We start from the raw sequence: 11,904 nt of genomic DNA on the forward strand, positions 1-11,904 counted from the left end.
AGAGGCTAGGGCTTTTGTCCCAACCCCTCTAGTCTTTGTTCAAATTGCGCAACATGGCATCAATTTTATTTCCATACTCGATGGATTCATCTTTCACAAAAGTGAGATCTGGAATTTTGTATAATTTCAAATTCCGACCTAATTCACGTTTGATGGTTCCTGTTGCTTTTTCAAGCCCTGTTTGAGCTTTTTGATTGTCAGAAGCCAGGTCACTCATAATCGAATAATAGACCTTTGCCATAGACAAATCGCCTAGCATTTGAACATCCGTGATGGTCACGCCTTGAACACGCGGATCACGAACTTTCTTTTGCAAAATTTCGTTGACTTCGCGCTTGATTTCCATCCCTACTCGGTCTGTCCGAAAATGACTTGCCATAGGAACTCCTTTCTGCTCTGTATTTAAAAACTAGGAAATGAGAGGAATTCCTCTCTTCCTAGTTAGCATTTTATTTTTTGATTTCTTCCATGATGTAGGCTTCAATGGTATCATCTGCTTTGATGTCATTGTATCCTTCAATCATCAATCCGCCTTCACGGCCATTTGTCACTTCTTTCACGTCATCTTTGAAGTGCTTCAAACTTGCTAAAGCACCGTCATAGATGACAACTCCGTCACGAATGACACGAACTTTGGAATCACGAGTTACCTTACCACTAAGGACCATAAATCCACCGATAGTCCCCACTTTAGAGACCTTGAAGGTTTCACGAATGACTGCTTCCCCGATGATTTTTTCTTCGTATTCTGGATCCAGCATCCCCTTCATGGCATCTTCCATTTCTTCAATCACTTTGTAGATGATGGAGTGAAGACGGATTTCCACCTCATCAGCTTCTGCCTGTTGACGGGCTTGTGGAGTAGGGCGAACGTTAAATCCAATAATGAAGGCATTGGAAGCTTCTGCAAGGGTTACGTCTGATTCGTTGATGGCACCAACCGCTGAGTGAACAATGGTCACTTTCACACCTTCTACCTCAATCTTTTGAAGAGAAGCAGCAAGGGCTTCAACAGAACCTTGTACATCGGCCTTGATGATCACATTTACAGATTTCACTTCCCCAGCCTTCAGGGTATCAAAGAGATTTTCTAGGCTGACACGATTGGTTACTTGACGTTGTTTCATCAATGCACGTTTGGCACGTTCTTCACCTGCTGCACGCGCAGATTTTTCATCTTCGTAAACGGCAAAATGGTCACCCGCCATTGGGGCTTCGTTCAAACCTGTGATAGATACAGGTGTTGATGGTCCAGCCACTTTCACACGACGTCCAAGGTCATTAGTCATGGCACGAACACGTCCGAAAGTATTTCCGACAACGATTGGGTCTTGCACATTCAAGGTACCTTGTTGAACAAGAAGGGTTGCCACCGCACCTTTTCCTTTATCCAAACGAGCTTCGATAACCGTACCAATGGCACGAACAGTTGGGTCTGCTTTGAGTTCTTGGATTTCCGCCACCAGAAGGACAGTTTCCAAGAGTTCATCGATATTTTGGTTGAACTTAGCTGAGATTTCTACGAACTCAGAATCGCCACCCCAGGCAGTTGACATAACACCATGCTCTGCCAATTCTCCGATCACACGTTCTGGATTGGCACCTGGTTTATCAATCTTGTTAATCGCAACAATAATTGGAACGTTAGCCGCTTTTGAGTGGTTAATGGCTTCGATCGTTTGAGGCATTACCCCATCATCCGCCGCCACGACCAAGATGGTAATATCGGTAACAGAGGCACCACGCGCCCGCATTGAGGTAAAGGCCGCGTGTCCTGGTGTATCCAAGAAGGTAATCTTCTTGCCATTCTCAACGATTTGGTAGGCACCGATATGCTGGGTGATCCCACCTGCTTCACCTGTCGCAACACGAGAATTACGAAGCGTATCCAAGAGGGTTGTCTTCCCGTGGTCAACGTGTCCCATGATGGTGACAACTGGTGGACGTTCTACCAACTCATCTTCGTTGAGATAGCCATCTTCTACGAAGAAGCGTTCAATATCCGCATTATCCACTTCAACTTTTTTCTTGGCTTCGATGCCATAATCGACCATCAAGAGTTCAATGGTATCGCCGTCAAGCGATTGGTTTTGGGTCGCCATCACGCCCATCATGAAGAGTTTCTTGACAATTTCAGCCGGTTCACGCTTGATTCGTTTTGCGATTTCCGCAACCGTCATGCCATCTGTGTACTCAAATTCACTTGGTAATTCATGAAATTTACGCTCTGTTACTGGTTTTGGAGCTTCAGGACGATTGTTCTTGCCTTTTTTATTTTTCTTATTGGTGTTCCAGTTACTATTCTTCTGATTTCTCACTTGATTTTGACTACTTCGATTCCTTTGTTGTTTTCTTGGACCATCTTCTTCACGATCAAAATCATCGCGTTTTTTATCTGGTCGCGCTTGTTTTTTACGGCGTGTATCTACTTGAGCCGGTGCAGCTGCAACAGCTGGTTTTGCAAAATTCTCAACACTTGGCTCTTGCACTGGAGTTTTCACTTCTGGAGTTTCCACTCGTTTCCGACGTTGTTGACGCTCTTGTTCTTCTTTGGCTACTTGTTGTTTAAAGCGATCTTCACTACCACGAGCATACTCAGCATTTTGTTCAGCTTTCAGAGCTGCTGCACGCGCTTTGAAGTCCATTTTTGGTGAAATTGGCGCTTGAGAACCCCGTCTTTGGTCTTGTCGGTTAGTGCGACGATCAGCCCCTTGATTTCGTTGTTCATTACGATGCTGTGGTCGTTGATTTCGGCTATCTCCATTGCGCTGATTGTCTTTGCGATCACGTTTTGGACGATTGTCTTGTTGTTTTCTACGTTCTGCCTGCTCTTTTGCACGTGCTTCCCGTTCTGCTTTAAAGTTCCGACTCTTTGGTTTTGCAGCTGGTGCTTGAGCTGTAGTCTCAGTCGCTTTCTTTTCTTGCGGTTGAGCTACTTCTTTTTTTTCTACAACAGTCGCTGCCTTAGTTGCTACTTCTGCAACTTTCTTTTCGACTGTTTCTTTTTTAGCTGCAAAGCTCTTGATCAACTTTTCAGCCGCTTCTGTATCGACACTAGAGGCATGACTTTTTATATCCAAACCTAATTCTTTCGCACGAGTGACGACTTCCTTACTTTCCTTGCCCAATTCTTTGGCAATTTCGTATAATCTTTTCTTAGACAATTGCTGTCCTCCTCTTCTATTCCATAAGAGACCTCATTTTCTTTGAAAATCCAGCATCTACAACAGCGACGACCTTCCGGGCACGTCCAATTGCAGTGCTTAATTCTAGTGTTGAAAACACGGTAGATACTTGAACCTCATAATAGTGACCCTTATCTGTCACCTTTTTTGTCAGGTTACTAGCTGCATCGTTTGCCAGAAAAACTAATTTTGCTTTTTCTTCCTGGATCGCTTTGATCACGAGTTCTTCTCCAGAAATCAGTCTTCCCGCTCTTTGTGCCAAACCTAACAAATTGCTCAATTTTTGCTTATTCAAGGCCTAACTCTCTTCTCTTCACCTTATGATCTACATAAGCGATCAATTCATCATAGAAAGCTTCTTCCACTTCCATATTAAAGCTACGATTGAAAACTTTCTTTTTCTTGGCAAGTGCCGCTTCTTCATTGTCTAGCTTGATGTAAGCACCTCGACCATTGGCTTTGCCAGTTGGATCGATAAAGACTTGTCCTTCTTTATTTTTGACAATGCGGAGCAAATCGCGCTTATCGATAATTTCATTTGAAACGACTGATTTTCTCAAAGGGATTTTTCTTGTCTTAACCATTTTCCCTCCTTCTCTTAATCGACTTGCTCTTGATCACTTTCTACTTGGTCTTCAAAAGTTTCTTGAGCTTCTTCCATTTCTTCAAACTCACTCGCAGATTTGATATCGATCCGGTAACCGGTCAAATGAGCTGCCAAGCGAACGTTTTGCCCACGGCGACCAATGGCAAGAGATAGTTTATTATCTGGAACCACTACAAGAGCATGTTTGCTATCTTCATCATCAAAAATAACTTGATCCACTTCTGCGGGAGCGATCGCATTGTAGATAAATTCAGCTGGATCTGGAACCCATTCAATAACATCGATGTTTTCTTCCGTTGGAACCATGCGGTCCAATTTTTGATCATAGCGTGCCGGATGGAATTTGCTCGTAATCTTTTTAATGTTCGATCCACCACGACCAACGATGGTCCCAATCGCATCCACATTTGGATTATGGCTACGAACCGCCACCTTAGTCCGGTCTCCAGCTTCACGCGCCACGCTCATGATTTCAACCGTTCCATCATAGACTTCAGGAATTTCTTGTTCCATCAAACGTTTAATCATTTCTGGATGGCTACGGCTAACGAAGACATTGACACCTCGTGGGTTATCTTCTACCTTGTAGACAAACACTTCGATGCGATCATGAGATTGGAAAATCTCACCTGGAATCTGATCTTGTTTAGACAATTGCGCCTCGATTGTGCCAAGATTGACATAGATAAAGCGATTGTCAAAACGTTCCACCGTACCACTCATAATTTCATTTTCATGTTCTTTATAAGTATTATAAGTGATGGTGCGTGTTTGCTTGCGCATTTTTTCCATGATCGTTTGTTTAGCGGATTGCGCTGCAACCCGGCCAAATTCAGCAGGAGCTTCTTCAAACTTGATCTTATCTCCCAACTCATAAGCTGAATTAATTGCCAAGGCATCCTTCAAGCTGATTTCCAATCGGCTATCAAAGACTTCATCCACCACTTCACGAACTGTATAAACCCGGAAATCTCCAGTTTTTTCATTAAATTCAATGGCTGCACTTTCTGCTTGACCATAACGACGGCGATAAGCTGAACGCAATGATTCTGTGACCGCTTCAATGATATCTTCTTTCTTGATCCCTTTGTCTTCTTCCAAAATACGGAAGGCTTCTCGCATTTCTTTACTCATGTTTTTCTTGCCTCTACTAAGGCTTCCTTTCTTTCATTCAGTTACAATTTTACAGCCAATCTTGCTTTAGACACAAGATTGTAAGGAATAGCTACTGTTTTTTTCCGCGTTTTATCCATATACTCAATGGTCAAAACATCCTCTTCAAAACGCACCAAGGTTCCTTCAAAGACCTTTTGTTTCTCAACAGCCTTGTATAAACTGACGTGGATATACTTCCCAACAGCACCTTCAAGAGCTTCCTTGGTTTTCAAGGGCCGCTCCAAACCAGGACTGGTCACTTCTAAGAAGTACTGCTCTGGGAAAGGATCCGGCTTGATTTGATCTAACAGCGGACTAATCACCTCTGTCAAATCTGCTGTATCATTTAAAGTGATCCCTTCTGGTTTATCAACAAAAATACTTAAGATGTAGTCACCACCCATCTTGCCATATTCAACATCCACCAATTCAAATGGAGCCTGAATTACTGGTTGAATCACTTCTGTTACTAACTCAACTATCGTTGCGATGGTTGCCACCTCCTCACAGATAAGAGGCGAAGATATATCCCCGCCTCTCCTTTTCTATTCGTTTTAAGTATTATAACACGATTCCGCAGTGATTGCAAGGAATATGCTAAAACTGCGCTTCTACACGGTAAATGACCTGCCCTTTGCTAGAGAACTTCTTCTCGTATTCGGTCATAACATTGCCTTCAAAATCACTAGCATGAAGGTCCAACCAGACCCCTTTCAAGGTCATTCCATATTGTGAAAAGCTGACCAAACTGTATTCAAACAAGCCACGATTGTCTGTCTTGAAGTGAATTTCTCCGTGTTCTGGAAGAATTTGCTTGAAGGTATCAAGGAAACTCTTGTAGGTCAAGCGACGTTTTTCATGACGTTTCTTTGGCCAGGGATCTGAAAAATTCAGATAGAGTTGATCAATCTCACCGTCTTCAAAGTAATTGGTCAAGCTATCGCCGTCTACCCAAAGCAACTTAATATTGGGTACATCCGCTTCTAAGACCTTATCCAAGGCATAGCTCAAAACTGATTTTTGGATATCAATTCCAATGTAGTTGATCTCTGGATTGGCCTTGGCCATACCGGTGATAAAGGCACCTTTACCACTTCCCACTTCGATATGGATGGGATGGTTATTTCCAAAAATCTCGTGCCACTTTCCCTTAGCGTCTTCTGGGTTCAGCACCACATATTGCGAATTGGCCTCTAATAATTCTGTCGCCCCTTTGCGATTTCTAACTCTCATATTTCCTTTCCATATTTCAACCGGAAATTGCGAAGAGCATAGATCTCGCGATTGACATTTTCTAGATCATTGTTTTCATAGTACTTGGCAATTTGGCACAAGAAAGAATATTGCCCAAACCAATAGAGTTTCGCAAATACTTTTTGATTGTACTTGTAGCCGTAATAACCCAACCAATCGCGCCAATTCGAATCTGGAATATAGTGACTCAAGATATGGGCCACATCCAGCATCCGGTCTGTCAAACGAACGGAATCCCAATCGACTAAGTAAATCAAGCCACTATCCGTTTCAATCCAATTGCTGTGTCGGACATCCCCATGAACAATGGTCGCATAATCCTCTCGAAAAGCAGGAACTGTCTTACGCAGATTCTTCACCACTGATTGAATGTAGTGGTTTTGACGAAGAGCAATCGGCAACCGGTTACTCCAAGAGTTGAGCAATTCTAGAGGTGATTCCACAGAATAACCTAATTTTTTCAATTGGGTCATTAAAGGTCTAGAGCGATGCAAACGTGTTAGAATATTGACCACTTGCTTTTTGGACATCCCATTTGGGGTAAGGATCTCCCCATTTAGCCATTCTTGAGCACTCATCACATTACCATCCGGTAAGCGACGGCTCCATAACAATTGTGGGGCGATCTGTTCTTTTGCAAGACCCGCAAGAATTGGAGTCGTATTCATTTTAACAAAAACAAGCTCACCATCTGGATAGGTGCCCTTGTAGGCCTTCCCACTCTTTCCTGGAATAGGGGTGAGGCTTAGCTCTTTTTCATTCGAGTCCATCTTATCCTCCGTAAAAAGTTTCCAATCTATTTTACTAATTTTAACGACTTTCGTCAACCAAGCGCGCTAACTTAAATGAAAGATAGAGCAAGGTTAAAATAAGGGTATAAGCCAGTAAGCCCAGCAACAAGAGCTTATCCCCAATAAAGAGTAGTCCAACCAAACCTTCTGCTAGTATTTCTACAAACATGACAAACCGAATTGTCTTGCGCAAACCAACTTTTTTACTCCCTTTTTTCATTGGAAATAAGAGGGTTAACGGTTGGTAGTCAAAGGCACTATATAAACCGAGCAATTGGAAAATAGCCAAGTAATTCAGTAGAGCCACAAGCGCTATAACCACTAAGTCTTGGGGAATAAAGATCATAGCAAGAATCGAAAGGATGAGGAGCCTTAGCGTCATCGAAAAGAGATCGCCATTTCTGAAAAAGGAGCGCATATACAGATGAAGCCAAGTATTCCCATGTGTTTTAGGAAACAGAGTGAGGAGGCTGTCTAAATACACTCTCCTTTTAACACTGTTGGTAATCCCTTTGACGGTTGTAAACAAGGCGAAAAAGCGAAGAATCAATTGTTTTCGAGCATTCTCCCGAGAAATAGCGAACTCCCATTTGAGGTTCCCATCCTGGTAGAAACGCGACGCCTTTAGCCAAAAGGCAAGCCCTTTAGCCAGTCCTAAACCGATCCAATAAGCCACGACTCCCATTTCGCTGACTCCTATAGCGAGAAAAAGTGGCGTGAGTAGTAAGAGGACCAGACTTTGAATGACAAACCAATATCCAAAAGACTTTCTCACCTGTCCCTTGATATAGCTTTTCAGTTCTTCTTCTTTCACTAAAAGAAACAAGGCATCCGGCTTCTCCAAATAAGTCGCAATATTCCCAATTGGAACCAAGAGCAACAAGCCAATCAAGAGACTCCAGCGGATCAAGCTTGGATCCTTAGGTAAGTGTTGCAAAAATTGACTGTATTGAACTGCCAAAAATCCGATAAAAATCAACAGAAACAAAACAAAGTGATCGTTCAGAACATAACGACTGTATTTGATGCAGTGATTTCGAAAGGTTTGCTGGCGTTTTTTCATCAACTCTTTCATGCTGTACCCTCTTCTGTCAAGGTCATATAGATATCATTCAAACTGGCTTTTTCATTTCCAAACGTTACACGCAACTCGTCCAAAGTTCCTTTTGCTCGAACCTGGCCTTTATGAAGGATCACAAAACCATCGCACATTTTTTCAGCCGAATCTAGAACGTGGGTACTCATCAAAATGGATTTACCTTTCGCCTTTTCATCTGAAAGCAACTGAATCAAATCCGCTATGGCTACAGGGTCCAATCCTAAAAAGGGTTCATCCACAATATAGAGACTTGGATCCACTGCGTAGGCGCAAATAATCATGACCTTCTGCTTCATTCCTTTTGAAAACTGGGTTGGAAACCAATCTAATTTTTCAGCAAGGCGGAACTGTTGCAACAAGGGTTGCACACGCGCCATTACTTGATCCAGGTCTAAATCATAGGCCATGGCTACTGTTTCAATATGTTCTCTTAAAGTTAGCTCCTCATACAGACTCGGTGTTTCTGGAATATAACCAATTTTCTTGCGGTATTCCGTTGGAGCTTCTGGAAGGCTCAAGCCATCAATCCGTACTTCCCCAGCATACGGATGCAATAGACCAATAATTTCATTAATCGTGGTAGACTTTCCTGCTCCATTTAGGCCAATTAAACCGACCAGTTGGCCATCAGGTACTGAAAAGCTCACCTCTTTCAAGACAGGGATATTGACATAGCCCCCTGTCAACTTGTTGATTTCTAACATATTTTCTCCAATTTCTGGTATAATGTTCTTATATTATAACAAAATTTAGTCTAAATGAGGTGTATTTATGGTTGATGATTGTATTTTTTGTAAGATTGTAGCAGGTGACATTCCGTCTTCTAAAGTCTATGAAGATGAGGAAGTTCTCGCCTTTTTAGACATCTCCCAAGTCACTCCAGGCCACACCTTAGTGGTTCCTAAAAAGCATGCTCGCAACCTCTTAGAAATGGATGAAACCACTACTGCTCAATTGTTTGCCCGTGTTTCTAAAGTTGCCCAAAAAGTAAAAGCTGCAACCCAAGCTCCTGCCATGAATATCATCAGTAACATGGAAGAAATTGCTGGACAGACTGTTTTTCATACCCATGTCCACATCATTCCTCGCTATACCGATCAAGACGAGCTCACGATTTCCTTTACTGAACACGAGCCAAATTTTGAGCAATTAGCAAGGCTAGCAGGAAAAATTCAAAACAGCTAAAACAAGGAGGCCATATGAAACTAAGAAATCTCTTCTGGTTTGCAACAGGAGCTAGTATCAGCTATCATCTAGTCAAGAACCGCCATGAAATGAAGTCGGATGTACAGGAAACAGGACAGTTGGTCAAAGGCATTCAAGAGAACCTAGCAAAAATCCAACACAACCTTGATATTATTCAAGAACAAAAAGCCAATCTCAATGAACTCGTGAACGATTTTCAATACAAGGCAAAACTCTTTAGCCAACAGGCAACTGCTTCGCTAAAAGAAATTCAAGCCATTTGGCAAACAAATCAAAACGATTGAGAAATGTCCAATTCTCAATCGTTTTTTTATTATTGCGATGGTACTGTTGGTGCAACACTACTTGAATCTGAGGCCGCAGGCGCAACAGGTGTAACAGGTGTAACAGTGGCTGTTGAACTTTGAGGTGTCACCCCTCCTGTGTCTTGACTAGAAGGCACAACCGGTTGTTGATAATACTCTTGATAAACCGGAGCTCCCTCAGAAGCAGCGGATGGGGCTTGCTCCTGAGATGAGGATTCTTTCAACTCTTCATCACCATCCAATAGATAAGCATTGGTTTTTAGCTTTTTAACTTCTTTCATTCCCAAGGCTTTTCGGATAATGTTTTGAATTTTTAAGAGATGTTTGGAGGTCACAATCTGATAACTTCCACCATCTGCTAAGGTAGCATCTTCCCCTTTTAGCTGGTATTGATGGATGGTAGAAAGTGCATCCTTGTAGCCCAACAATTGAAGAAGACTATTGCTGTCTAAGGAAATATTGGTTTGCATATTGTCACTAACAGAATCAATAATCCCCTTATAATGACTTAGGCTATTTAAGCTCAAGACCTTCTCCACAATTTTTTTGATCACTTCACGTTGACGCTTCTGACGCCCATAATCCCCTTCTGGATCCTGATACCGCATCCGTGAATAAACCAGTGCTTGTTCCCCATTAATCTCATGACGTCCTGGTGCAATCTTAGCTGTGTACTCCGGCTCATTTTCTTCAATGGAGATGTCAAAATCAAAGGGATTATTGACCGTGATCCCACCAATTTTATCGACCAATTGGATAAGCCCCTTCATATTGATCATGACATAGCGGTCAATATGAATATTTAAGAGATCCTGAATGGTCTTAATGGCAAGTTTAGCGCCACCTTGAGCATAGGCAGCATTTAATTTTTCTTGCACTGTTTGACCATCCGAGCTAACATTGGTTAAAATATCTCTTTCTAGGCTTGTCATAGTCGTTTCTTTGGTACGAGGATTGACCGTCACTAGAATCATAGTATCACTATTTCCCGCCCAAGGATCTTCTCGCGAACCATTTCCGGTATCAACCCCCATTAAAAGAATGGTCATGGGTTTATTTTCTGCAATGACATTGGTTTCATTTCCAAAACTTTTATAGGTCTTGCTGAGTGTCCCTGTCGTTTGATTGAGAATCGTTAAGCCATATGCTCCAATTCCGATCACAGTTACTGTCAATAAGCTCAAGAACATTAAAATAATTTTTTTAACCATATAGAATCTCTCTTTAATCTATGAGTTTACCCATAAGGTAAACATCCAAAAATTCCCCTTCTGCTGAATAAGCTCCTCGAGCTTGGCATCCTTCGATGTCAAAGCCCAATTTTTGATAGACATGTACTGCCCGTTTATTGCGTACCTGAACAGTTAAAACTAATTTACGAAGAACCCCTGTTGAGTGAGCCCACTCGACTCCTTCTTCCAGTAAGATTTGTCCAAGCCCTTGATTCCAATAACTTTTTTGAATCACAATAAACACTTCACCAATGTGCCGAACTGAACGCTGCGGAGCAGCTGTAATATTGAGCAAGCCCACCAACTGTTGATCTAGAAATAGCAAGAGACAAATACGATTGTCTGCTCTTCCCTGAAGTAGGAGAAATCGCTCCATATCAGACGGCGTCATCCCAATTCCCGCTTCATCTAGCGTCATATAATCACTCTCTGCACCAACCTGATCTAAGAAATCAACAAGAAGAGTCGCGTCCAACCCTTCAGCTTGTCGTATCTCTAATACAACTTCCTTTTGCTTAGTCATCGGTCGTTCTCACTTCTTCAAAGGCAGCGAGCAGGGCCTCTGCACGTGCTCCCACCGCTTCAAACTCCAACTTGCGTCCATCCTCCAACTTTCGGATAAACAGTTTCAAATAGCCATCTGGAAGATTGGAAGCAATGAGCTCACCCCATTCAATAACGGTGACACCCTCTCCATAAATAAAATCGTCCAGATCGATAGAATCTGGGTCGTTTCCAATCCGGTAAACGTCCATATGATAGAGTGGGAGGCGCCCTTCGTATTCACGAACGATGGTATAGGTGGGACTTTTAATCATCTGTTTAATCCCGAGCCCTCTTGCAAGTCCCTTTGTAAAGGTTGTTTTTCCTGCTCCTAGATCACCCGACAAGATTATCACATCCTGCTTTTCTAGCAGTTTTCCTAGTTGTTCTCCTAGAGCCATCAGCTCCGTTTCATTATGACTAATCATTTTTCTATTATACCAAACTTTTTTAGATTCTGCTCTTACTTTTAGAAATTGTTTCTTAAAATTTCCATATTGATAAACAAAAAAGAAGAGAGTGGGACA

At 42.3% G+C, this 11,904-nt stretch carries 14 protein-coding genes and 2 pseudogenes; 2 read left to right on the plus strand and 14 right to left on the minus strand.

All coding sequences use genetic code 11. The features are described from left to right. Positions 1-28 precede the first annotated feature (28 nt). The 11 genes and pseudogenes from rbfA to BTU61_RS07490 all read right to left on the minus strand — a co-directional run bounded on the left by rbfA (position 29) and on the right by BTU61_RS07490 (position 8,795). Complete coding sequence (gene rbfA, locus BTU61_RS07445) at positions 29-379, minus strand: 30S ribosome-binding factor RbfA (RefSeq protein WP_009732309.1); 351 nt, start codon at positions 377-379, stop codon at positions 29-31. Between the two features lie 70 nt (positions 380-449). Next, a pseudogene (gene infB, locus BTU61_RS07450) lies at positions 450-2,444 on the minus strand (translation initiation factor IF-2); the annotation flags it as partial. 98 nt (positions 2,445-2,542) lie between these two features. Then, positions 2,543-3,164 (minus strand): annotated as a pseudogene (locus BTU61_RS10380) (translation initiation factor IF-2 N-terminal domain-containing protein); the annotation flags it as partial. Between the two features lie 16 nt (positions 3,165-3,180). Then, positions 3,181-3,480: a YlxQ-related RNA-binding protein gene (locus BTU61_RS07455; protein WP_187538192.1), complete on the minus strand. Its 300-nt coding sequence runs from the start codon at positions 3,478-3,480 to the stop codon at positions 3,181-3,183. Next, positions 3,473-3,769, minus strand: a complete 297-nt coding sequence (gene rnpM / locus BTU61_RS07460; protein WP_003010401.1) for an RNase P modulator RnpM — start codon at positions 3,767-3,769, stop codon at positions 3,473-3,475. The genes BTU61_RS07455 and rnpM overlap by 8 nt, the downstream gene beginning before the upstream one ends. A gap of 14 nt (positions 3,770-3,783) precedes the next feature. After that, positions 3,784-4,926, minus strand: coding sequence for a transcription termination factor NusA (nusA, locus tag BTU61_RS07465; RefSeq protein WP_187538188.1), 1,143 nt, complete (start codon positions 4,924-4,926; stop codon positions 3,784-3,786). Positions 4,927-4,967: 41 nt separating this feature from the next. Continuing rightward, a complete protein-coding gene (gene rimP / locus BTU61_RS07470) occupies positions 4,968-5,447 on the minus strand; it encodes a ribosome maturation factor RimP (protein ID WP_200773003.1) in 480 nt (159 codons plus the stop codon). Positions 5,448-5,544: 97 nt separating this feature from the next. Next, positions 5,545-6,180 (minus strand): tRNA (guanosine(46)-N7)-methyltransferase TrmB, encoded by a 636-nt coding sequence (trmB, locus tag BTU61_RS07475; RefSeq protein ID WP_200773004.1) that lies wholly within the window; start codon positions 6,178-6,180, stop codon positions 5,545-5,547. Then, complete coding sequence (gene ccrZ, locus BTU61_RS07480) at positions 6,177-6,971, minus strand: cell cycle regulator CcrZ (protein WP_187538181.1); 795 nt, start codon at positions 6,969-6,971, stop codon at positions 6,177-6,179. Before ccrZ ends, trmB begins: the two co-directional genes overlap by 4 nt. A 40-nt stretch (positions 6,972-7,011) precedes the next feature. Continuing rightward, positions 7,012-8,067, minus strand: coding sequence for an ABC transporter permease (locus BTU61_RS07485; RefSeq protein WP_200773005.1), 1,056 nt, complete (start codon positions 8,065-8,067; stop codon positions 7,012-7,014). Then, positions 8,064-8,795, minus strand: coding sequence for an ABC transporter ATP-binding protein (locus BTU61_RS07490; RefSeq protein ID WP_200773006.1), 732 nt, complete (start codon positions 8,793-8,795; stop codon positions 8,064-8,066). Before BTU61_RS07490 ends, BTU61_RS07485 begins: the two co-directional genes overlap by 4 nt. A gap of 67 nt (positions 8,796-8,862) precedes the next feature. Here BTU61_RS07490 and BTU61_RS07495 point away from each other — a divergent pair, with 67 nt between their 5' ends. Together BTU61_RS07495 and BTU61_RS07500 are read left to right on the plus strand one after the other, a co-directional pair. Further along, entirely contained in the window at positions 8,863-9,276 is a 414-nt protein-coding gene (locus tag BTU61_RS07495) for an HIT family protein (RefSeq protein WP_187538175.1), read from the plus strand. A 14-nt stretch (positions 9,277-9,290) separates the two neighbouring features. Then, positions 9,291-9,581 carry a hypothetical protein gene (locus tag BTU61_RS07500; protein WP_200773007.1) on the plus strand — a complete coding sequence of 97 codons (291 nt, stop codon included), beginning with the start codon at positions 9,291-9,293 and terminating at the stop codon, positions 9,579-9,581. A gap of 29 nt (positions 9,582-9,610) precedes the next feature. Here BTU61_RS07500 and lytR read toward each other — a convergent pair whose 3' ends face one another. The 3 genes from lytR to tsaE are packed head-to-tail and all read right to left on the minus strand — an operon-like array spanning position 9,611 to position 11,805. Then, the gene (gene lytR / locus BTU61_RS07505; protein WP_200773008.1) at positions 9,611-10,813 is read right to left on the minus strand and encodes a glycopolymer--peptidoglycan transferase LytR; all 1,203 of its coding nucleotides are present in this window, start codon (positions 10,811-10,813) and stop codon (positions 9,611-9,613) included. 13 nt (positions 10,814-10,826) lie between these two features. Further along, a complete protein-coding gene (locus tag BTU61_RS07510) occupies positions 10,827-11,357 on the minus strand; it encodes a GNAT family N-acetyltransferase (protein ID WP_200773009.1) in 531 nt (176 codons plus the stop codon). Beyond that, positions 11,350-11,805: a tRNA (adenosine(37)-N6)-threonylcarbamoyltransferase complex ATPase subunit type 1 TsaE gene (gene tsaE, locus BTU61_RS07515; protein ID WP_200773010.1), complete on the minus strand. Its 456-nt coding sequence runs from the start codon at positions 11,803-11,805 to the stop codon at positions 11,350-11,352. Before tsaE ends, BTU61_RS07510 begins: the two co-directional genes overlap by 8 nt. Between the last annotated feature and the right edge of the window lie 99 nt (positions 11,806-11,904).

Source organism: Streptococcus lactarius, assembly GCF_016642265.1.
Classification (GTDB): Bacteria; Bacillota; Bacilli; order Lactobacillales; family Streptococcaceae; genus Streptococcus; species Streptococcus lactarius.